This window comes from Bacillus sp. LUNF1, assembly GCF_011008975.1.
Taxonomy (GTDB): Bacteria; Bacillota; Bacilli; order Bacillales; family Bacillaceae; genus Bacillus; species Bacillus velezensis.
This window is the reverse complement of record NZ_CP048876.1, coordinates 249,977-270,492: the sequence shown is the minus strand read 5'-3', so window position 1 is coordinate 270,492 and position 20,516 is coordinate 249,977. Positions and strand designations below refer to the sequence as shown.

The window sequence follows — 20,516 nt, the reverse complement described above, 5'->3', positions numbered from 1 at the left end:
CGTATAGAAAGAGAGGAGAATGATTTTGGAAAATGCTCAGCCTTCCAAACAATATAAAGTCATGCCGATCATGATTTCTTTACTGACGGCAGGGTTTATCGGCATGTTCAGTGAAACGGCGCTGAATATCGCCCTGACTGACCTGATGAAGGAGTTACATATCACTCCTGCGACCGTCCAGTGGCTGACGACGGGCTATCTGCTCGTTCTCGGTATACTTGTCCCGGTATCGGGTCTGCTTTTGCAATGGTTTACGACAAGACAGCTGTTTATCGTTTCACTTGCTTTTTCCATTATCGGTACGCTGATTGCAGCGCTTGCGCCGAGCTTTCCGTTTCTTTTGGCGGCAAGAATCGTGCAGGCTTTAGGAACCGGGCTGTTGCTGCCGCTGATGTTTAATACAATCCTCGTCATCTTCCCGCCGCATAAGCGCGGAGCGGCGATGGGGACGATCGGGCTTGTCATCATGTTCGCTCCTGCGATCGGTCCGACATTTTCAGGGCTTGTGTTAGAGCATTTGAACTGGCATTGGATTTTCTGGATTTCCCTGCCGTTTCTTGTGTTGGCTCTTTTATTCGGCATCGCCTACATGCAGAACGTGTCTGACATTACAAAACCGAAAATTGACGTGCTTTCCATTATTCTGTCTACGATCGGGTTCGGCGGCATCGTATTCGGATTCAGCAATGCGGGCGAAGGATCAGACGGCTGGTCAAGCCCGACGGTTATCGGTTCGCTCACTGTCGGTGCGATCGCGCTCATCTTATTTTCCATCAGGCAGCTGACAATGAAGCAGCCGATGATGAATCTGCGCGCTTTCCGCTATCCGATGTTTGTTCTCGGTGTCGTGATTGTATTTATCTGTATGATGGTTATCTTATCGACAATGCTTCTATTACCTATGTATTTACAAAGCGGACTGATGCTGACGGCGTTTACGTCCGGGCTCATCCTGCTGCCGGGCGGTATTTTAAACGGCTTTATGTCTCCGGTGACGGGGCGTCTGTTTGATAAATACGGGCCGAAGTGGCTTGTCATTCCCGGATTTGTCATCACGGCAACTGTGCTTTCGTTTTTCTCAAACATTAACGCCGCTTCAACGGCACTTCTGATTGTCGCGCTTCATACATGCCTGATGATCGGCATTTCCATGATCATGATGCCGGCGCAAACGAATGGCTTAAACCAGCTGCCGCCGGAATTTTATCCGGACGGAACGGCCATTATGAATACGCTCCAGCAGATGGCCGGCGCAATCGGCACTGCGGTGGCGGTCAGCATCATGGCTGCCGGCCAGAAGGATTATATGAGCACCGCGAAAAACCCGAATGATCCTTCCGCATACTCTCACGCGCTGATTGCGGGCGTCCAGCACGCCTTTATCTTCGCAATGATTGTCGCCGTTATCGGCTTGATCAGCGCTTTCTTTATGAAACGGGTCAAAGTGAATCACTCATAAGAAAACAGCAGGCTCCCAGTGAGTCTGCTGTTTTTTTATATACCGCGCGCTTCAGCCAGTTCATCAATCGCATAGATCAGATCATCGGCCGTGTTATAGAAATGAGGCGCCAGCCGGATGATTTGTCCGCTGGGTGCGCATACGATGTTTTTCCGCCTCAACAGCGCAGCCGTTTCCGCCGCTTTTTCATCCCGTATGGAAATCATGCCGGGTCTGTCATCGGCAGACGGCGGCCCTGTGAGATTCAGTCCTTTTTCAGAAGCGTATTCATACGCAAATGCGCTGAGTTTTTTTACTTCTTGGTGAATGCGGTCTGTGCCGGCATCGTTTACTAGAGATAAAGCCGCCTGTGCCGCATATATGCTGATAAATGCCGGGGTTCCGGTCTCAAAGCGTTTGGCTCCGTCCGCATAAGAAAAACGGGTTAAATCCAGCATCGACGCCCGCTGCTGCCCGAACCACCCGGTGACTTTCGGCTTCAGCCGTTCGGCAAGTTCCTTTTTGACATAAAGAAACGCCGTTCCCGGTATGCCGAGCATATACTTTCTCGCACCCGCGGCCAGCATATCAACTCCCCATTCTTTTACATCAATCGGGATGTGCCCCGCCGATTGATAAGCATCGACAAAAAGAAGCGATCCCTTCTTTGCGGATATCTCGGCAATGCGCTTCATATCCTGGACAAAACCGGACGTATATGACACATGGGGCACACAGGTGAAAAGCGTCTGTTCCGATATGTACGTCTCATACCGCTCTAACGGGATCATTCCATTTTCAGACGGCACGACTGAAAGCTCCATCTCAGTCTGTGCCTTCAAAATGTGGGCGATCGCCGGAAAATCCAATTCCGTATACACCGCCTGTTTCTTTCGGCAATCCGGTAAAGCGGAAACGACGGCAGAGACAGCAGCCGTTACTGAAGGTAAAACGGCAATTTCTTCAGGATGGGCGCCGATCAATTTCGCAAATTCACACCTTGCCTGCTCCGTTCGTCCAATGGCTTCTTCCCAGTTTCCGCCATCCTGAAGCAGGCTTTCCTGATAGTCATTGATCGCTTTTGAAACCGGCAGGGCAAGAGCGCTTTGAGAGCAGCTGGCGAGCATCGTATGTGTGCGGAGCGCCGGAAATAAAGATCGGTATTGCACCAGAGGCGAATTCAAGACGTGTTTCCCCCTTCGGCAGGAATATATGTCCATTATAGAGTATGGTAAAAAGAAAAGGAGGGTTTTATATGGAGAAAAAAGTATTGCTGACAGGCTTTGACCCCTTCGGCGGGGAAACGGTCAATCCTTCATGGGAAGCGGTCAAACGGCTGGACGGTGCCGCTGAGGGCCCCGCCTCTATCGTATCTGAACAAGTGCCCACCGTTTTTTATAAGTCCCTTGCTGTGCTGCGCGAGGCGATCAAAAAGCATCAGCCTGACATTATCATCTGTGTAGGACAGGCAGGCGGCAGAATGCAGATCACGCCGGAACGGGTCGCGATCAATCTCAATGAGGCGCGTATACCGGATAACGAAGGAAACCAGCCTGTCGGGGAAAACATTTCTCAAAACGGTCCCGCGGCCTATTGGACCGGCCTTCCGATCAAACGGATCGTTGAGGAAATCAAAAAGGAAGGCATTCCCGCGGCTGTATCCTACACGGCGGGGACGTTTGTATGCAATCACCTCTTTTACGGCCTGATGGATGAAATCGCCTGCCGCCATCCGCACATCCGCGGCGGGTTTATACACATCCCGTACATTCCGGAGCAAACCTTGCAGAAGTCTGCGCCGAGCCTAAGCCTGGATCTCGTGACAAAAGCGCTCAAAATCGCCGCGGTGACCGCCGCGGCGCATGAGGACGATATTGAGACCGGCGGAGGCGAACTTCACTAAGCTGCAGACGGCGCCTCGGCCCATTTCTTCCGGTAAACAATGCGGGACAGCGTCACACTGATTTCATAGAGGACGAGCAGCGGAATCATGACGAGAAAGTCAGACATAAAATCCGGAGGCGTAATCAGCACCGAGACGACGATCAGCACAAAATACGAAAGCTTCCGCGCCTTTGCCAGCCGGGTTGGATTCACGATTCCGAGCCGTGTCAGAAACATGACGGCCAGAGGCATTTCAAACAAAAATCCGAACGGCAATGTAAGATTCAGCATAAAGGTAAAATACTTGTCCGCCGTAAATACCATGTCAAAATGGCCGGCGGATAATTGTGTTAAAAATCCGAGCACAATCGGAAACAGCACAAAATACCCGAAGGAAATTCCGATAATAAACAAAACCGAAAGCCCCGGAATGTAAAGCAAAGCGGCGCGGCGTTCAAACGGGGTCAAAGCCGGCGCCGTAAAACGCCAGAGCTGAAAAGCGGCAACCGGAATCGTTGCCGTAAGGGCGCATATTCCCGCAATCATCATATACACCCATAAAATCTCGCTCGGCCCTAAAACGGCCAGCCTGCCATCCAAATCCTTGATCAGCCAGTCATAAATATCCTGCACAAACCAGCAGGCGCCGATAAAAAATACGAGAAAGGCGATAACGGTTTTAATGAGACGCTGCCGGACTTCCTCTAAATGCCCGATCAAGTGGGTTTCTTTTTTATCCAATCGTACATCCTCCTTATAGAGAAAGAGGCAGAAGCGGATTCGTCTGCCCCCATGTCAGGATTCAGCCTGCCGTTTTGTCTTTCTCAGCTGTCTGCTTGTCCGGCTCTTCATTTGAGACCAATGTTTTTGCGGCGCTTTTAAATTCAAGCAGCGTGCGGCCGGCGGCACGGCCGATTTCCGGAAGCTTTGAAGGTCCGAAAATGATGAGAGCGATGACGAAGATCAGGATCAACCCGGGAATGCCGATATTTGAAAACATGAGTGTGCCTCCTTATTGTGAGATTTTGGCCCGTTTCTTTCTCATTTGCTTTTCATGCGCATTGTTATGGGCGAAGAAACGATCCTCTTCCACCTCGTTTGACTGCTTTAAACCGCCTGCAACCGCAGCTTGAGAGACCTTCCGAATCCCCGTCTGGTCTTTCTGATAAATGAATGAAGCCCGCGTGGATACCTCAGCCCCCGGCTCCGTCACGTACGGCACCACTCTGTAATCCGCTCTCCATTGGGCAGGGGTCACCGTACAGCGGACATAGCCGCGGTAATCGTTGAAAAACTTAATGTGCGGGTTTTGATTTAAGATTTGATCCGTATCGGCCCGTTTATCCGCCCCGTTTCCTCCAGATGTAATGGAAGTCCCGACGAATTCGGCTCCGAAAATCTTTGAATTCGTTTGATTAAAATCGGTATGCAGGTTTGACGCCCAGCTTGCGTGAACATCACCCGTCAGCACGATGACATTGTTCAGGTTTTTGCTTTTTATAAAATTGATGACCCGCTCCCGCTGAGCCGGGTAGCCGTCCCATGAATCCATGCTGTATATCGGATTGGCGGTTGTTCCGAAATTCCATTGCGCGAAAAAGATTTGCTGCGCCAGCACATTCCACTTCGCTTTTGACGCGGCTAAATTTCCGAAGAGCCATTGCTCCTGTTCTGTCCCCATCAATGTGCGCTTCGGGTCTCTCCACTCATCAGAAGGCGGCTTATTCCCGTCGCCGTTGGCCTGATCATCTCTGTACTGTCTTGTATCAAGCACATTGAACGATGCCAAATTGCCATAAGAAAATTGCCTGTACAGCCGCATATCAGGACCGTTCGGCAATGACATGCGCCTGAGCGGCATGTGTTCATAATAAGCCTGGTAAGCTGCGGCCCTCCTGAGCACAAACGCTTCAACGGATTGGCCTTTTTCAGGGATAATATTGGCATAATTGTTTTCCACCTCATGATCGTCCCACGTCACGACCCACGGAAATGCGGCGTGGGCGGCTTTCAGATTGGCATCAGAGCGGTATTGGGCATGACGGTTGCGGTAATCTGACAGTGTATACACTTCAGCGCTGCTGTGCGTCCTGACATTTCCCGTTTTTGACACATATTCGTTCGGTCCGTATTCATAAATGTAATCTCCGAGATGGAACACGAGATCAAGCTTTTCCTTCGCCATATGTTTATACGCCGTATAATAGCCGTGTTCATACTGCTGGCATGAGGCAAATGCAAACGTCATGGCGGATACGTCAGCGCCGGGAGCGGGCAGCGTTTTCGTCCGGCCGACGGGACTGAGCTCATGCCCGCTTTTAAACCGGTAATAGTACACTTTATTGGGCTTGAGCCCGTCCGCCTCGACATGGACGGAGTGTCCGAGATTCGGCTTGGCCATTTCCGTTCCGCGTTTGACGATGTGACGGAAATGTTCATCAGCGGCGATTTCCCATTTTACCGGCACGGCCTGCTTCGGCATGCCGCCCCCATTCAGCGGGTCAGGGGCAAGACGCGTCCAGAGAATGACGCTGTCAGACAGCGGGTCGCCGGAGGCTACGCCGAGGGTGAACGGATAGTTTGAAAATTTCGGAGCGGCATTCACTTCAAACGCGCCGATGGATTGCGCGATCGCTAACCCGAGGGAAAGACCGGCGATTTTCCCGGCGCCCTGTATAAATGCGCGGCGGTCAAATGTATTGTTCTGAAAGCTTTTGTTCTCCAATTCCTTGATCCATTCATCTAAACGGCCGTCATGTGTCATGTCAGTTCCCCTTTCGTCTCATTGATCGCCCTTATTATAAAAAAGAAATGTTAAACCGCTATGAAGAAGTATGAAGGGTTTGTAAGGCTGAAAAATGGACGGCGGGAGACATTTTTCACATTGTTTCGACAAACCTTGCCCCGCCGGGAGAAAACCCCCTCTGTTTCTTTTTGGCTTGTCATCCGTCAAGCGCACTTTTTTCCTATTTTTCTTCACAAAAAATTAAAAAACACCGTTCATTCTAAGAACGGTGCGTCCGGGATTAAAATGTATTGTACACGTTTTCGCACGTCTCACCTGTCGGCTGATAGAAGCAGTGGGATCTGAATCTGGCGACAAACGGCTGGCCATACCAAGTCTGCGGGCAGTTGCCCGGCGGCTTAAAATACCACAGGCTGAATTTAGCCGGCCAAAACCGTTCTCCGTTAATGTTCCTGCGGGCAAGCCTCCGCTCGGATTCACGCGGTCTCTGGTAAAAGTATCCGTGAGTCACCGCTTCAAACGCGTGCGGCTGAAACACCATCTGCCTGATGGTGCGCAGGCCTTTAAAATCAGAACAATTCGCCCGCACCCTATTGATTCCCACATTGCCGACCAAAAGCATTCCCTGCTTCCCTTCGCCTTCCGCTTCCGCCCTGAGCAGCCTTGCCATTAGATTGACATCTGCGCTCGACGCTTTTACGACTGCCATCATGACACCTCCCGTATTTTCTCCTTTCATCATATTCAGCAGCGGCCCAGTGATGACAGCCAAAAGCCAGAAAACAAATGTTCACGAAAAAAGGGTTTATATTTCTCGTTATGAGGAAACATACTAACATGATTTCCATAAGGAGGAATTCGCATGGAACACATTAAAGCGCTTGCCATTAAAGGCATTATGACCATCATTATTCTGTATCTGATACTCGGCTTAGGTTTTCGCTTTACATTCGGCGACGTGCTGCTGATGACCATTGTGCTGGGGGCCGTTTCCTACTTTACGGGCGACCTGTACGTGCTTCCGAGATGGAATAATATCACGGCGGCGTCCGCTGATTTCGGAATCGCGTTTCTTGTTGTCTGGCTGATGGGAATGCCGCTGTCCATGGGCATTTCCGGAGGAAGACTGGCGTTTGCCGCTCTTATTTCCGCCGTCATCATCGCTGTCGGAGAATATTTTTTCCATATTTATCTGATGAGAAAAGACTTGGGCGGGTCCCGTTTTTTAGAACCCCGGTCCGAATAACGTAAAAAAGGCCGGATAACGGCCTTCAGCTTGTAGAAAAAATGATGTTTTTTCTGCAAGCTTTTTTGTTTTGTGCTGTTTCTTTATATATTCATTTGATTTCAGGTGCAGAAAAAGCACTCCCACTTGCCCAGCCTTGCTTGGCTGGGTATGTGGCAGCCTTCTTCATCATTTTGAATAAGATCAGCGGATCAAGTGAGCGCTGCAGTAAGGTTTGACCTTTTCAACGATGAAAGAGAAGTCTATGTATTTATCAATATTTCGAAGAAGGTGATCCTCTTTGACGAGTTGGTCAAGCAGAACGAATTCGGCTGTGTTTTGAGAAGCGTTTCTTGTGCGGAACATGAGAAAGACACCGTCCTTTTCTGACTTTCTTTTATTTTATGACAGGGGAATGGATATTTTAAGGAAAAAATAAAGGCTGTCGAGATTTTCTCGACAGCCTGAGCCCCTTAAAGGGGGCTTTTTATTTGTAAAGTATAAACATTTTATACATCTTGATATAACTGATAAACCCTTATCAGCCTTTCTTCGAGCTGTTCAAAATGAACAAGGCGGGCTTCTCTCAGAAACTCAGTCCCATCAATGAACAAAAGAAGCACGGGGACAGTGAAGACTGAAAATCTGCCGGCAACCTCTTCTACCTCGTCAGCGTTGGTATGCCCCAATTTGATATTCGGAAACTGATCCAATACTTTTCTGAGCTGCGGCAGAACAGCGTGACATACTGTACAGGTGGGTCTTGAAATGTAGATAAAACTGAATTGATGCTGCTTAATAAAATTCTCGATAGAATCTAACGAATGTAAGTCTGTCAGCTCTTTCATCAAAATCCTCCTTCAAATCGGCTAGTCTTTCATGACCAAGCTCATCAATACTCGTACATTCACTATACACATTTATATTGATCATATCCGCTTTTTTGCTATTCCTTAACGTTGTGCTTGAAAAATAAAAGAACAGTTACCGCTTTTCAGTAACTGTTCTTAGATACTTATATTAAAAATGCAAAGCGTACGCCCCTGAACCGATGAGTGCAACTCCGATGGAGACTGCAATCAGCACCAAGTTATATTCAAAACCGCCGGCACCGTTCGCAAACCCTTTCGCTCCGTGAACTTTTACAATGGCACCTAACATAATGATCGTTATAATAGCAGCTCCAAGCGGGAGGAATACACCTAAAATAAATAAAATTCCGCTTGCGAGTTCCCCGAGACCTGATAAAGCGGCCGCGGCATTGCCTGGTTTAACTCCAATTGACTCGAACCATTGTCCGGTTCCTTTAATCCCGTATCCGCCAAACCAGCCGAATAATTTTTGTGATCCATAAAACAGAAACACCACACCAATCATGATTCGAATAAGTAATAGTCCTGCATCTTCCATTTTTATCTCTCCTTATTTTTCATATTATATGATGTGCTGCAAGGCAGCTTGTTTACCAACAGTCGCTTCCAGCAAACATCTGTTAAATGTATGACTTATTATTTTTCTTCATGCTTCACGTTCATCTATCAATCAATCTAATTCTCTCACTTCAAACGGCAGCAGCCCTTGTTCAATATGAGCCCGGTGCGGTTCATACTGCTCAGGGAGCATCAATTTTCCGCCCATTGTTTCTTGTGACTCATCATGGGCAAAGCCCGGCGGATCAGTTGCGATCTCAAATAAGATTTCCCCGTGTTCTCTGAAGTAAACCGCATTAAAATAGTTTCTATCCTGAACAGGAGTCACACCATATCCGTTCGCAGCAATGAATCTTTGCCAATCTAATTGATCTTCGTCATCCTGAGCCCGCCAAGCGATGTGATGGACCGTGCCGACACCCATTTGTCCGCGGCCGATAGGCGTTAATTTAAGATCAATCACATTTCCGATATCACCGGCAGAACGATAACGAACGAAGTCTCCTTCTTTGCCGACTCGCTCAAGCCCCATGATGTTTTCCAGCAATTCACCTGTTTTTTCTGGCTGTGCTGATAACAAGGTTGCACCGCCAAAGCCTTTAATGGCAACATCTGGGGTCACATCTCCGAAAGTCCACGTATTGACCTTCCCTGCTTCTCTTTCCACGATTTCTAAATGCAGGCCATGCGGGTCATCAAATTCTATATATTGTTCTCCAAAACGCTCGATTTTTGTGTATGGCACGTTGAACTTTTCAAGTCTCTTTTCCCAAAATGCCATAGCACCTCTCGGCACGACGTAAGATGTCACGCCAACCTGTCCGTCTCCAATGATGCCTTGACGGGCGTCCGCCCACGGAAAGAATGTGATGATTGTTCCCGGCTTCCCGCCTTCATCCCCAAAATAAAGGTGATACGTACCCGGATCATCAAAATTGACCGTTTGCTTGACCAATCGCAGCCCCAGCACTCCAGCGTAGAAATCAGCATTCTCTTGAGGGTGACCGACAATTGCTGTAATATGATGGATTCCCATCGTTTTTTTAGCCATTTTTATCCGCTCCTTTACAAATATTTAAATATACTCCACAAACTCATTCACAGGCTTTCGGTAGCCGCGCGGCCTTCTGCTTTCTATTTTTTCTTTACCGATTGTAATCATCATGACAACTTCAAATTGATCATCTATCTTCAAAATCTGTTTCACGGCTTCAGTATCAAACCCTATCATCGGACAGGTGTCCCAGCCTTTTTCCTTAGCACTCAGCATAAACATCATCGCAGAAAGTGAAGCATTTCTTATCGCCTCATCTCTCTTAAATGGTTCTCCCTTGTTTTCATAAAACGAAACGGTGTCTTGAACCATGTGATCATACTCTTGTTTATTTAATACCCCAAGCAGCTTCAATCCTTCATAGATGTCAGCCGCTTGCTGATATGCCTGCTTATCCCCTAAAACCAAAAGAACCGCTGATGAGCTAAACACTTTATATTGTCCGTTTGCGGCCTGCTTCAGCTTTTCTTTTACATTCGGGTCAAGAACCGTCACATATTTTGTATGCTGCAAATTAAAAGCTGATGGAGCCAACGCAACCAATTCAAACATTTCGTTGAGCTCATCTCTTGTGATTGGATGTTCTGGAAGAAAGTTGCTTGCAGATCTTCTTTCATTCACTAGCTGTACAAATTCAGCCATTTCTCTCGTACCCCTTTTATCTCGAATTCGAGATATTATAGTATAAAAAATCAAATAACGTATGATTAAAAAACGAAACGTTCTCTTCACTGATCTTTTCGTGAATCAAACGATCGGCAGGTTCTTATCCTGCACTCTAATTAAATTATCTTGAATTAAAAAATCTTGAATTCGAGATAATAATAAAAGATAAATACTCAAATGTCAACAGTTCATTTTTAAATTCAGCGCCATTTTGTCTGTGTACTGTTTAGCCCTGCTCCAACTTTTTTTCTGTCACCTTATTTATTAGGAAACAGGAAACAACCTTGCTATAGACCCACTCGAAACTGAATTGGTACGATAAGCAGAGTGATTACACGAGAAAGGATACGGAGTGCGAATCAAAAGCGCCCCTATTTTTTTGTGCAGTTTTATAGGAGGAAAAAATGACAAGTGAAAGAGAACAAATAAGCAAAAAAGTTGCTTTGATTGCATTGATAGCCAATCTGATCTTAATGGCAGGAAAGATCTTTTTTGGACTGATAGGCGATAGTGAAGCAGTTTTTGCCGACGGTATACATTCTGCAGCGGATGTCGCGGCTTCAATTGCTGTCCTGGCCGTCATCGGCATTTCTAATAAGCCGCCCGATCAAGACCATCCTTTCGGGCATGGCAAAGCTGAGGTCATCAGCGAAGCGATTGTAGGAATAATATTAGTGCTCGTTTCCGTGTATATTCTAATAGAAGCGATTTCGTCCTTTGTTGAGGGCCCAAGCATCCCGCAATACAGCGCATTGTTTGCGGCTCTGATATCCTACGCGGCTAAGCAGATCTTATATCGTTATTCGATCAAACAAGGGAAAAAATGGAACAGTAAAGCGATTATAGCGATTGCATACGATCATAAAGGCGATATCGTTGCCTCTCTTGCCGCTTTTATCGGCGTCCTATTGGCGATTATCGGGAACACCCGCGGATGGTCCTATCTGTTGTACGCAGATGCAATTGCCAGTGTCATCGTGGCGTACCTCATTTTTAAGATTTCAATGGAATTAATCAGGCCGTCTGTTGACGTTCTCATGGAAAAAAGTGTTGATCCCGAACTGATAGAGGAATATAAAGCGGTTATTTTGCATTGCCCTCAAGTCAAACGGCTCGATAAAATCCGAGCAAGAGAACATGGCCACTATAAATTGCTTGATGTCCGGTTATCTTTGGATCATGATTTGACGATTAAGCAGGGACACGATATTGCCCGCGAAATCCGAAATGAAATCAAAAGACACTTTTCAGATGTTGAAGAAGTGCTCATCCATGTGAATCCTTATTTTGAAGAATGAAAAAGCAGCTTGTAGAGAAAATGATGTTTTTTCTGCAAGCTTTTTTGTTTCGTGCTGTTTCTTTACATATTCATTTGATTTCAGGTGCAGAAAAAGCACTCCTACATGCCTAGCCTTGCTTGGCTGGGTATGTGGCTATCTTCAACATCATTTTGAATAAGATCAGCGGATCAAGTGAGGCTGCAGTAAATTTTGACCTTTTCCACGATGAAAGAGAAGTCTATGTATTTATCAATTTTTCGAAGAAGGTGATCCTCTTCGACGAGTTGGTCAAACAGAACGAATTCGGCTGTGTTTTGAGAAAAATTTCTTGTGTGGAACATGAGAAAGCCATTTTTTCTGTCTTTCTTTTATTTTATGACAGGGGAATGGATATTTTAAGGGAAAAATAAAGGCTGTCGAGATTTTCTCGACAGCCTGAAGGCCGGATAACGGCCTTTTTCGTTTGATTTCACTGATCAATATGCTTTCTGATAAAATGCAGCAGCGTGTTTCCTTGAGCGGTCAATATGACGCCCTTCGCGCCGCACTTCGGACAGGGCGTCCCTTCTTTCTCCTGGCCGGTTCCTTCACAATGCGGACACGTGAGCTCAAGGTCGTCGGTTGCGATCACCATGAATATCCCTCCTTTTTTGATTGTCTGTCCGTCTCCAGTCACTTTCCATGGCCATCACCTCCTTAACAACACAAAAAAACCCCGTCCATCAAAGGACGAGGTTTTCGCGGTGCCACCTTTATTAACGGCTGAAAAGCCATTCTCTCAAAAAGTACAGAAACACACGGTTTCAATACTCCTTTCTTGATAACGGGGAAAGAATCCCGGCACCGCCTACTGTCATTTCAGCGCAGCAATTCAGAAGCCCATTCGGCACCGGACGGGGATCGGTTCACAGCTGCCACCGACTCTCTGAACCCCGCGCGCTGATGCGTACTTACTCTTCCTCAGCATTATTCATCCGTTCTTTTATTTTAAAATGTATCATACGCTGTCATCCGGCGGAAGTCAATAACCTTTCGGATCGGACAGGCCGAGCATGTCCCGCGCCATTTCCATATGCTCCTCTTGCCCCGTCTGAAGCGCGAACTTCGCCGTTTCCACAGGGTAAGCGGCCTGCCATTCTGTCACATGCTGATTTTCGTTTGCAAAAATATGCGGAGGGTGCAAGCCATGGATCAGCGCGGAAAAATCAGGCCAGTACGAACTGTCATTTATCCACGTTTGCCATCTTTTCCAAAGCCAGCTCACCGGCTGCCTCCGCTGACAAATTTTGATCCTTCGCGTAAATCTTTCGCCTCTAAAAAGAAGACGTGAATGAATTTTTTCATATTCACTTTAACCGGAGAAAGCGGCACGGTTTCCTTAGCCTGCATTTCTTTCATTCTCTTGCTGACGGCAGGGAAATCAAAGAATTTCGAGGCGTAATATTCAAATTTGGGGTTTGAAAAATCAGTTGTGCCCAATGAAGCGAAATGGTTTAACGAATGAATGACGGCCCTTCTGATCCGCTGTTCCGAGGCTTTGATTTCCCTGTTAACCTCGGCTTGTGCCGCCGCAGGCCCCAGCTTCCGGATGGCGACGTTTGTAAACATCTGCTTTAAAGACGGGATGTTTCTTTCCGCCTGTTCATCCTCAAATAAATAGTGAAGGACGGCCATGAGGTCATGCGCCCCGCTTTCTCCCACGATGCCTAATTCCGATAAAAGAAATTTTCCTGTTTCTTTGATTGATTTCTCGTGCATCCCCCCAGGCCCGCTTTTTTTCGGCTCATTCCGCTGAATAAGGCGGCTTAACGAGTGTTGGATGTCGCCGATCGAGGTTTCCAGTTCAATCCGCTCTTTTACTTTTCGCAAAACGGTGACGATCTCGATTTTGTTGATCGGTTTGTGGATAAAGTATTCGATGCCGAGAGAATAAGCTTCTCCCACCATTTCCTTTGCCTCCACCTGCGATATCATCACCGCTTTTCCGTTGTACGACCCCTGAAGATGCCGGATTGTCTCAATCCCGTCCCGACCCGGCATCAGCAGATCAATTAATAAAATATCGACTTGCTTAAAATGGAGATAATGCCCTTCAATCTGGCTTCCGTCCTCTGCCTCACCGACGACTTCGCCTAAGTCCTCGTCCTCGATCATCTGTTTTAAAATGGAACGGATCGCCCGGTCATCATCAGCTATAAAAAACCGCATATTATGAGTTCATCCTTTCTGCAATCAAATGCTTTACCGGCAGCTTAATCGTAAATATGACGCCTTTTGGCTTGTTGTGAAAGGAAATGTCTCCGTCAAGTTCAGTTACGATTTCCTTCACGTAAGTAAGCCCGATGCCCGTTGAAGGTGTGCCGAATTCATCGTATTTGGATGTAAACCCGGGATCATAAACGACCTCTCCGATTTTTTCCGGAATGCCGGGACCGTCATCTTCAGCCTGAAATTCGGCCATCTCCCCCTCAGCCCTGCGCAGTGCGAGGCGGATCTCACCCCTGTCTCCCATGGCTTCGACGGCATTGGCGGTCAGATTATTTAAGATCGACAGGACGGTAAAGACGTGATAATCGGGATGTTCTCCTTCAATCACGCTCCGGAATTGAATGTCCTTGCCTAAAGATTCGGCGTATTTTTCATTGATTCGGATGACGATGCCGACCAGAGCGGCGGCATTCATGTAATCCCGGAATCTCTCATTGGAAATCAGCTTCGACAGGCCGGCGAATATTCGCTGATTGTCTTTTTTCACTTCATGAATTTCTCCCGCGAGGCGCAGCATTCGGCTCCCGAGCTCCCGGTCGTTCCCGCTCATTTCCCGATACAGCTGATAGGATTCTTTCGTCACATGCTCTGTCGTTTTCAGCGTTTTTTTCAAATGAATCGTTTCTTCATATAAGTTAGACACAATCATCAGCATGTGCTCATGCTGCTTTCTCGTTTGTTTTTCCCTGACCTGAGATTCGTGCAGCTTCATCACATTGAAAAAACTCAGCACAATAAATGTGTGAGAAACAGCGATAACTGCGATATCCGCCAGCTTGTCCGGCATCATAATCTGCCGGCCGCCGGAAAACTGAACCGTCATTTCAACGGCATCGGACGCAATTTCAATGAGAAAGCCGAGAAACCCGATCATCAGCGGCCGATTCCAAAAAAGCCTGACCTTCAGCACATAAAACAAGCAGGCATATGTAAAGTAAAAAAAGAAACTGGGATATTGGCTGAAAAAAGCCTCCGTAAAGCCGGCATGCTCTCCTCCCCAGCACGCCAGGCCGATCCGGAATGCCACAACGGCTGCACCTGTCAACAGCCCTGACAATACTGCCGGCACATGCCGAAGCAGCAGCAGAAAAAAGAAAAAAGCCGGGGCGCCGAAGCTGATCCGATATACCTCATTCAGGGGGTAAAATTTCAGTTCCCCCGCCAGCGGCACGGTGATCAGCATAAGGGCGAAAAGATAGCCGTCTTTTTTCAGTAAATAGTCGAGCCTGATCATAATCACTTCCTTCTTCTGTCTATTTTGAACAAGACCGATACAGTCCGCAAATTTCTTTAGACCCGAATGGCGGGACACTCCGGCTGATTTATAAATCTATCGGCTTATTTTAAGAATGATTTTGTCGTATTTTGTATGATTCTGTAGATGTCATTATACATTAACATGGAACACGCTATTTTTGAAAACGTTTTCCAAGACCGGGTTCCGCTTCGGACAGGCTTGCAATAGAGGAGGAATGTTATGAAAGATATGGTCAGAGAGCGCCTTGAAAAAGAGGAACTGGCATCACTTTTACAAGATTGGGTCGAGCATTACCGACCGTTTTCCGTCAATGGAAAAAGCGCAAATTATATACCCGCCCTTGGAGAAATCAACGACTCTCAGCTGGGCATTTGCATATTAGAGCCGGATGGCTCAATGATTCATGCCGGTGAATGGAATGTCCCGTTCACATTGCAGAGCATCTCAAAAGTCATCAGCTTTATTGCCGCCTGCATGAACAGAGGCATTTCTTACGTGCTGGATCGTGTGGACGTGGAGCCGACAGGTGATGCGTTTAATTCTATCATCCGGCTTGAAATCCATAAACCCGGGAAGCCCTTCAACCCGATGATCAATGCCGGCGCCATTACCGTCGCCTCGCTGCTTCCGGGTGAAACGGCGCATGATAAATTAGAATATCTCTTTTCCGTTTTTGAAAAATTAATAGGAAAACGCCCTCACATTCACGAGGAGGTCTTCCGTTCTGAATGGCAGACCGCGCATCGGAACCGAGCGCTCGCCTACTATTTAAAAGAAACGAACTTTCTCGAGGCGGATGTGGAAGAAACGCTTGAAGTGTATTTAAAGCAGTGCGCCATGGAGGGTACAACCGAGGACATCGCTTTAATCGGATTGATACTTGCGCATGACGGCTACCATCCGATCCGACGGGAACAGGTCATTCCGAAAGATGTCGCGAAACTCGCCAAAGCCCTGATGTTGACATGCGGGATGTACAATGCGTCAGGCAAATATGCGGCTTTCGTCGGCGTCCCGGCCAAAAGCGGGGTATCCGGCGGCATTATGGCATTGGTTCCCCCAAGCGCCAGAAGAGAACAGCCTTTTCATAACGGCTGCGGCATCGGCATTTACGGTCCGGCCATTGATGAATACGGCAACAGCCTGACCGGCGGCATGCTGCTGAAACATATCGCACAGGAGTGGGAGCTCAGTATTTTTTAATCAAACGAACCAAGAGGTGATTGGATGCAGGAATTCCTTGAAAATGTAATCGGCTCGGCAAATGATTTTTTATGGTCAAAACTGTTAATCGTACTGCTTCTTTCTCTGGGACTGTTTTTTACGTTCAGATCAAAGGGTCTGCAAGTCCGCATGCTGAAGGAAATGATCCGGGTTTTGAAGGAAGGCGCGGCCGCCCGGACAAAAAACAGCATTTCCCCGTTTCAGGCATTTTGCATCAGTATGGCGGCGCGTGTCGGAACCGGGAATATTACCGGAATCGCCATTGCGATCTCACTCGGCGGTCCGGGCGCTATTTTCTGGATGTGGATTATCGCAGTCATCGGTTCGGCTTCAAGCTTTGTTGAAAGCACGCTGGCCCAAATTTATAAAGTAAAAGATCAAAACGGATTCCGCGGGGGCCCGGCCTATTACATGGAAAAGGGCCTGAAGAAACGCTGGATGGGCGCGCTGTTCGCCGTATTAATCACACTGTCATTCGGGGTTGTTTTTAATTCCGTTCAATCCAATACGATCAGCGTCGCCTTTCAAAACGCATTCGGCACCAGCCGGCTTACATTGGGCATTATTTTAATCTTGGTTTTCGGCGGCGTAATCTTCGGCGGCGTCAAACGAATTGCGAAAATGGCGGAATACATCGTAGTCGTTTTGGCCGTTTTATATATCGGTGTCGCTTTCTTTGTCATTCTGACGAACATCACCCAATTGCCCGGCGTTCTGTCGCTAATCGTAAAAAATGCGTTCGGCATTGATCAGGCAGCGGGCGGCGCTTTAGGTGCGGCCTTGATGCAAGGTGTAAGACGCGGGATTTTCTCAAATGAAGCGGGTATGGGAAGCGCTCCGAACGCGGCGGCGACAGCTACGACGAGCCACCCGGTGAAACAGGGGCTCATTCAGGCATTCGGCGTCCTGACGGATACGCTCGTCATTTGTACAAGCACGGCGCTTATCATTTTATTTTCAGACGCTTATCACCAGCCGGGACTGAGCGGCATCGCGCTTTCTCAGGCCGCCTTGAGCGATCATGTCGGCGCGTGGGCGTCCGGTTTCCTTGCCGTCTTAATGCTTTTGTTCGGCTTCAGCGCTCTGATGGGCAACTATTATTACGGAGAAACCAATATCGGATTTTTAAGCCAGAACAAAAAATGGCTGTTCATTTACCGTATCTGTGTGCTCGGAATGGTACTGTTCGGCTGTATTTCCAAAGTCCAGCTTGTGTGGGATATGGCTGACTTGTTCATGGGCTTAATGGTGGTCGTGAACTTAATTGCGATTTTCCTTCTGTCGAAAAAAGCGTTTGCCGCTTTGAGCGATTATGTCCGGCAAAAGAAAGCCGGAAAGGACCCCGTCTTTTACAGAGATGTGCTCCCTGATGATGACGGGATCGACTGCTGGGAGTATTCAGACATCGCGAAAAGTGCGAAAGGCAAACACATTTCCTAAACAAAAGGTGTTCGGGCAGCGTCCTGAACACCTTTTTTCTGCCGGTTCATTGACAAAGAGAATAGCGTCCATTACCCTTTTTATATATTTTCAGTAAAGTCAGAAAGGAAGGCCTATGAATCCCTTTACACAAATATTAAATGAATACCCGGTGATGATCATAGACGGCGCGATGGCAACCGAGCTTGAGCGGATGGGCTGTGATTTACATGACGATCTGTGGTCGGCCAAAATTCTTTTAGAGAGGCCGGAACTGATCAAACAGGTGCATGCAGAATATTTTGCCGCCGGCGCTGATTGCGCGATCACCGCCAGTTATCAATCGACAATCGAAGGATTTGCAGCGCGCGGCATCCCTGAAACCGATGCGATACGTCTCATTCAGACATCTGTTGAACTTGCCGCGCAAGCACGCGATGAATTTTGGGCGCATGAAGAAAACCGTTTACACCGGCCCAAACCTTTGGTCGCCGCTTCTATCGGACCTTACGGCGCGAGCCTCGCTGACGGCTCCGAATATCGCGGGCATTACGGACTGACGGAGGATGAGCTGATCAGCTTCCACCGCCCCCGGATGAAAGCCCTCATAGAATCCGGCGCCGATCTTTTGGCCTGCGAGACCATTCCGTGCCTGTCAGAAGCAAAAGCGATCACAAGGCTGCTGGAGGAATTCCCCGGCACTTATGCATGGATCAGCTTCAGCGCCAAAGACGGACGGCATATCAGCGAAGGCACGCCTATTTCCGAATGCGCGGCTCTGCTCGGCTCCTGCAGCCAAATCGCAGCGATCGGCATCAACTGCACACCGATCGAACATATTCCGCAGCTGGTACAAGAAATCAAACGGGCAACGTCCAAACCGATTATCGCCTATCCGAACTCCGGCGAACAATATGACCCAGTGACAAAAACCTGGAAAGGCGCAGCGTGCGAAAACCATTTCGGAAAAAGCGCGCAAAGCTGGTACGAAAACGGCGTGAGCCTGATCGGAGGCTGCTGCCGGACGAAACCTGCGGACATTCAGGCCATTGCCGATTGGGCCAAGACCTTAAAAACAACTTGACTAATCGGAATAGTTTGTATATTCTATTCAAAAAGCCGGTTCGCCGGAATCTCGTGCCGTTCGCCGGCATGAGATTTTTTATTAGGACGGCCCTCGCAGAAAGTTGGAAAACAATGAACAACAAGAACGAGACGAATTTTCAGAGAAGTATGAAAAGCAGACACCTCTTTATGCTATCACTCGGAGGTGTGATCGGGACGGGGCTGTTTTTAAGCTCTGGGTATACCATTCATCAGGCGGGTCCGGCGGGCACCATTTTCGCTTACCTTTTGGGCGCGGGCATCGTCTATCTTGTCATGCTTTGCCTCGGTGAACTGTCAGTGGCCATGCCGGTGACGGGCGCATTCCACACCTATGCGAAGACCTATATCGGGCCCGCGACGGGCTTTACGGTCGCATGGCTGTACTGGCTGACGTGGGCGGTGGCGCTGGGCTCTGAATTCACGGCGGCCGGGCTTTTCATGCAGCGTTGGTTCCCGCATACTTCAGTTTGGATGTGGAGTGCGGTATTCGCTCTTCTCATCTTTTTATTAAACGCCTTCTCCGTGAAATTTTTTGCTGAATCGGAGTTTTGGTTCTCAAGTATTAAAGTCTTAGCCATCTTACTGTTTATTTTATTGGGCGGAGCGGCGATGTTCGGCATCGTCCCGATGAAAAGCGGTGAGGCCGCACCTATGCTGTCGAACTTTACGGATGGCGGCAGCCTTTTTCCAAATGGCTTTTTCCCGATACTGATGACGATGCTTTCAGTAAACTTTGCTTTTTCAGGGACGGAATTGATCGGAATCGCTGCGGGGGAAAGCGCCGATCCGGAAAAAACCGTTCCGCGCGCCATTAAGACTACAGTCTGGCGGCTGGCGCTTTTCTTTATCGGAACGATTTTTGTGCTGTCAGGGATGATCTCTATCAAGGAAGCCGGTGTGATTGAAAGCCCGTTTGTCACGGTATTTGACAGAATCGGCGTGCCTTATGCGGCCGATCTGATGAATTTCGTCATTTTAACGGCGCTTCTGTCTGCGGCCAATTCAGGGCTGTACGCGTCATCACGTATGCTGTGGTCCCTGTCTAAAGAAGGGGAGCTTCATCCCGCCTTTGCCAGGCTGACCTCTAAAGGCATTCCTTTTAACGCTCTGATCTTCAGTATGATCGGCGGCATTCTGTCGTTGTTGTCAAGCGTATTTGCAGCGGATACAGTCTATCTTGTTCTCGTCTCCGTCTCAGGATTTGCGGTAGTGGCTGTGTGGATGAGCATCGCCGCATCGCAATTTTTGTTCCGAAGACGGTTTCTTACAGAAGGGCACCAGCTTTCAGACTTGAAATACAGGACACCGGGATATCCGGCCGTACCGATAGCGGCCTTTCTCCTATGCCTCGCCTCCTGTATCGGCATCGCTTTTGATCCGAACCAGGCCATCGCCCTTTATTGCGGAATTGCATTTATGGCCGTTTGCTACAGCGCTTATTACTTGAAAAACCGGAAAAGCAGAGCCCGCGTGCAAGCCGTAAAATCCCAATAACCGAAAAAAGAACCCTGCAGCGC

Annotated in this window: 20 protein-coding genes, 3 pseudogenes and 1 other annotated feature; of the genes and pseudogenes, 8 read left to right on the top strand and 15 right to left on the bottom strand. The window is 48.1% G+C overall.

Annotated features, from left to right (window positions below; genetic code table 11):
* Nucleotides 1–19: 19 nt before the first annotated feature.
* The gene (gene lmr(B) / locus G4O42_RS01505) at nucleotides 20–1,459 is read left to right on the top strand and encodes a lincomycin efflux MFS transporter Lmr(B) (protein WP_032872729.1); all 1,440 of its coding nucleotides are present in this window, start codon (nucleotides 20–22) and stop codon (nucleotides 1,457–1,459) included.
* Between the two features lie 35 nt (nucleotides 1,460–1,494).
* Here the strand turns inward: lmr(B) and G4O42_RS01500 are convergent, their stop codons facing one another.
* A complete protein-coding gene (locus G4O42_RS01500) occupies nucleotides 1,495–2,622 on the bottom strand; it encodes an aminotransferase class V-fold PLP-dependent enzyme (RefSeq protein ID WP_032872727.1) in 1,128 nt (375 codons plus the stop codon).
* Nucleotides 2,623–2,693: 71 nt separating this feature from the next.
* On the opposite strand from G4O42_RS01500, the gene pcp reads away from it, so the two are divergent.
* Nucleotides 2,694–3,341: a pyroglutamyl-peptidase I gene (gene pcp / locus G4O42_RS01495; RefSeq protein WP_032872725.1), complete on the top strand. Its 648-nt coding sequence runs from the start codon at nucleotides 2,694–2,696 to the stop codon at nucleotides 3,339–3,341.
* Here the strand turns inward: pcp and tatC are convergent.
* The 4 genes from tatC to G4O42_RS01475 all read right to left on the bottom strand — a co-directional run bounded on the left by tatC (nucleotide 3,338) and on the right by G4O42_RS01475 (nucleotide 6,777).
* A complete protein-coding gene (tatC, locus tag G4O42_RS01490) occupies nucleotides 3,338–4,063 on the bottom strand; it encodes a twin-arginine translocase subunit TatC (RefSeq protein WP_007409026.1) in 726 nt (241 codons plus the stop codon). The genes pcp and tatC overlap by 4 nt on opposite strands.
* Nucleotides 4,064–4,124: 61 nt before the next feature.
* Entirely contained in the window at nucleotides 4,125–4,322 is a 198-nt protein-coding gene (locus tag G4O42_RS01485) for a twin-arginine translocase TatA/TatE family subunit (protein WP_003156681.1), read from the bottom strand.
* A 12-nt stretch (nucleotides 4,323–4,334) separates the two neighbouring features.
* A complete protein-coding gene (locus tag G4O42_RS01480) occupies nucleotides 4,335–6,086 on the bottom strand; it encodes an alkaline phosphatase D family protein (RefSeq protein ID WP_032872722.1) in 1,752 nt (583 codons plus the stop codon).
* Nucleotides 6,087–6,348: 262 nt separating this feature from the next.
* Nucleotides 6,349–6,777 (bottom strand): cell wall hydrolase, encoded by a 429-nt coding sequence (locus tag G4O42_RS01475; RefSeq protein WP_032872720.1) that lies wholly within the window; start codon nucleotides 6,775–6,777, stop codon nucleotides 6,349–6,351.
* A gap of 153 nt (nucleotides 6,778–6,930) precedes the next feature.
* On the opposite strand from G4O42_RS01475, the gene G4O42_RS01470 reads away from it, so the two are divergent.
* On the top strand, nucleotides 6,931–7,314 hold the full coding sequence (locus G4O42_RS01470) for a DUF2512 family protein (RefSeq protein WP_003156684.1): 384 nt from the start codon (nucleotides 6,931–6,933) through the stop codon (nucleotides 7,312–7,314).
* A gap of 166 nt (nucleotides 7,315–7,480) precedes the next feature.
* On the opposite strand, the pseudogene G4O42_RS01465 reads toward G4O42_RS01470, so the two are convergent.
* The 5 genes and pseudogenes from G4O42_RS01465 to G4O42_RS01445 form a co-directional block, all read right to left on the bottom strand.
* Nucleotides 7,481–7,659, bottom strand: a pseudogene (locus G4O42_RS01465) (transposase); the annotation flags it as partial.
* Nucleotides 7,660–7,802: 143 nt separating this feature from the next.
* Nucleotides 7,803–8,141, bottom strand: a complete 339-nt coding sequence (locus tag G4O42_RS01460) for a thioredoxin family protein (protein ID WP_032872719.1) — start codon at nucleotides 8,139–8,141, stop codon at nucleotides 7,803–7,805.
* Nucleotides 8,142–8,313: 172 nt separating this feature from the next.
* Nucleotides 8,314–8,703: a DoxX family protein gene (locus tag G4O42_RS01455; protein ID WP_007609195.1), complete on the bottom strand. Its 390-nt coding sequence runs from the start codon at nucleotides 8,701–8,703 to the stop codon at nucleotides 8,314–8,316.
* A gap of 132 nt (nucleotides 8,704–8,835) precedes the next feature.
* Nucleotides 8,836–9,774, bottom strand: coding sequence for a ring-cleaving dioxygenase (locus G4O42_RS01450; protein ID WP_032872718.1), 939 nt, complete (start codon nucleotides 9,772–9,774; stop codon nucleotides 8,836–8,838).
* A 24-nt stretch (nucleotides 9,775–9,798) separates the two neighbouring features.
* Nucleotides 9,799–10,419: a nitroreductase family protein gene (locus G4O42_RS01445; RefSeq protein WP_032872717.1), complete on the bottom strand. Its 621-nt coding sequence runs from the start codon at nucleotides 10,417–10,419 to the stop codon at nucleotides 9,799–9,801.
* Nucleotides 10,420–10,847: 428 nt separating this feature from the next.
* Between G4O42_RS01445 and G4O42_RS01440 the strand changes: the two genes are divergently transcribed.
* Nucleotides 10,848–11,741, top strand: coding sequence for a cation diffusion facilitator family transporter (locus tag G4O42_RS01440; RefSeq protein WP_032872716.1), 894 nt, complete (start codon nucleotides 10,848–10,850; stop codon nucleotides 11,739–11,741).
* Nucleotides 11,742–11,886: 145 nt separating this feature from the next.
* On the opposite strand, the pseudogene G4O42_RS01435 reads toward G4O42_RS01440, so the two are convergent.
* From G4O42_RS01435 to glnK, 5 genes and pseudogenes are all read right to left on the bottom strand, one after another.
* Nucleotides 11,887–12,064: pseudogene (locus G4O42_RS01435) on the bottom strand (transposase); the annotation flags it as partial.
* 128 nt (nucleotides 12,065–12,192) lie between these two features.
* Nucleotides 12,193–12,357, bottom strand: a complete 165-nt coding sequence (locus G4O42_RS01430; RefSeq protein ID WP_032872714.1) for a tryptophan RNA-binding attenuator protein inhibitory protein — start codon at nucleotides 12,355–12,357, stop codon at nucleotides 12,193–12,195.
* Between the two features lie 88 nt (nucleotides 12,358–12,445).
* Nucleotides 12,446–12,696, bottom strand: a binding site (T-box leader).
* 48 nt (nucleotides 12,697–12,744) lie between these two features.
* Nucleotides 12,745–12,978: pseudogene (locus tag G4O42_RS01425) on the bottom strand (hypothetical protein); the annotation flags it as partial.
* A 5-nt stretch (nucleotides 12,979–12,983) separates the two neighbouring features.
* Complete coding sequence (glnL, locus tag G4O42_RS01420; RefSeq protein WP_007409014.1) at nucleotides 12,984–13,931, bottom strand: glutamine utilization two-component system response regulator GlnL; 948 nt, start codon at nucleotides 13,929–13,931, stop codon at nucleotides 12,984–12,986.
* 1 nt (nucleotide 13,932) lies between these two features.
* Nucleotides 13,933–15,225: a two-component system sensor histidine kinase GlnK gene (gene glnK, locus G4O42_RS01415; RefSeq protein WP_032872710.1), complete on the bottom strand. Its 1,293-nt coding sequence runs from the start codon at nucleotides 15,223–15,225 to the stop codon at nucleotides 13,933–13,935.
* Between the two features lie 243 nt (nucleotides 15,226–15,468).
* Between glnK and G4O42_RS01410 the strand changes: the two genes are divergently transcribed.
* The 4 genes from G4O42_RS01410 to G4O42_RS01395 all read left to right on the top strand — a co-directional run bounded on the left by G4O42_RS01410 (nucleotide 15,469) and on the right by G4O42_RS01395 (nucleotide 20,493).
* The gene (locus tag G4O42_RS01410; protein WP_007409011.1) at nucleotides 15,469–16,452 is read left to right on the top strand and encodes a glutaminase; all 984 of its coding nucleotides are present in this window, start codon (nucleotides 15,469–15,471) and stop codon (nucleotides 16,450–16,452) included.
* A 24-nt stretch (nucleotides 16,453–16,476) separates the two neighbouring features.
* Nucleotides 16,477–17,913 carry an alanine/glycine:cation symporter family protein gene (locus G4O42_RS01405; protein WP_032872708.1) on the top strand — a complete coding sequence of 479 codons (1,437 nt, stop codon included), beginning with the start codon at nucleotides 16,477–16,479 and terminating at the stop codon, nucleotides 17,911–17,913.
* A 115-nt stretch (nucleotides 17,914–18,028) separates the two neighbouring features.
* Entirely contained in the window at nucleotides 18,029–18,976 is a 948-nt protein-coding gene (mmuM, locus tag G4O42_RS01400; RefSeq protein ID WP_032872706.1) for a homocysteine S-methyltransferase, read from the top strand.
* A 113-nt stretch (nucleotides 18,977–19,089) separates the two neighbouring features.
* Nucleotides 19,090–20,493 (top strand): amino acid permease, encoded by a 1,404-nt coding sequence (locus G4O42_RS01395; protein WP_161503658.1) that lies wholly within the window; start codon nucleotides 19,090–19,092, stop codon nucleotides 20,491–20,493.
* The last annotated feature ends 23 nt before the right edge of the window (nucleotides 20,494–20,516 follow it).

Bases quoted from the DNA above. Each gene is read 5' to 3' on its own strand.
- pcp (WP_032872725.1), top strand. From the start codon at position 2,694: ATGGAGAAAAAAGTATTGCTGACAGGCTTTGACCCCTTCGGCGGGGAA.
- G4O42_RS01485 (WP_003156681.1), bottom strand. From the start codon at position 4,322: ATGTTTTCAAATATCGGCATTCCCGGGTTGATCCTGATCTTCGTCATC.
- G4O42_RS01480 (WP_032872722.1), bottom strand. From the start codon at position 6,086: ATGACACATGACGGCCGTTTAGATGAATGGATCAAGGAATTGGAGAAC.
- G4O42_RS01475 (WP_032872720.1), bottom strand. From the start codon at position 6,777: ATGGCAGTCGTAAAAGCGTCGAGCGCAGATGTCAATCTAATGGCAAGG.
- G4O42_RS01470 (WP_003156684.1), top strand. From the start codon at position 6,931: ATGGAACACATTAAAGCGCTTGCCATTAAAGGCATTATGACCATCATT.
- G4O42_RS01460 (WP_032872719.1), bottom strand. From the start codon at position 8,141: ATGAAAGAGCTGACAGACTTACATTCGTTAGATTCTATCGAGAATTTT.
- G4O42_RS01455 (WP_007609195.1), bottom strand. From the start codon at position 8,703: ATGGAAGATGCAGGACTATTACTTATTCGAATCATGATTGGTGTGGTG.
- G4O42_RS01450 (WP_032872718.1), bottom strand. From the start codon at position 9,774: ATGGCTAAAAAAACGATGGGAATCCATCATATTACAGCAATTGTCGGT.
- G4O42_RS01445 (WP_032872717.1), bottom strand. From the start codon at position 10,419: ATGGCTGAATTTGTACAGCTAGTGAATGAAAGAAGATCTGCAAGCAAC.
- G4O42_RS01440 (WP_032872716.1), top strand. From the start codon at position 10,848: ATGACAAGTGAAAGAGAACAAATAAGCAAAAAAGTTGCTTTGATTGCA.
- G4O42_RS01430 (WP_032872714.1), bottom strand. From the start codon at position 12,357: ATGGTGATCGCAACCGACGACCTTGAGCTCACGTGTCCGCATTGTGAA.
- glnL (WP_007409014.1), bottom strand. From the start codon at position 13,931: ATGCGGTTTTTTATAGCTGATGATGACCGGGCGATCCGTTCCATTTTA.
- glnK (WP_032872710.1), bottom strand. From the start codon at position 15,225: ATGATCAGGCTCGACTATTTACTGAAAAAAGACGGCTATCTTTTCGCC.
- G4O42_RS01410 (WP_007409011.1), top strand. From the start codon at position 15,469: ATGAAAGATATGGTCAGAGAGCGCCTTGAAAAAGAGGAACTGGCATCA.
- G4O42_RS01405 (WP_032872708.1), top strand. From the start codon at position 16,477: ATGCAGGAATTCCTTGAAAATGTAATCGGCTCGGCAAATGATTTTTTA.
- mmuM (WP_032872706.1), top strand. From the start codon at position 18,029: ATGAATCCCTTTACACAAATATTAAATGAATACCCGGTGATGATCATA.
- G4O42_RS01395 (WP_161503658.1), top strand. From the start codon at position 19,090: ATGAACAACAAGAACGAGACGAATTTTCAGAGAAGTATGAAAAGCAGA.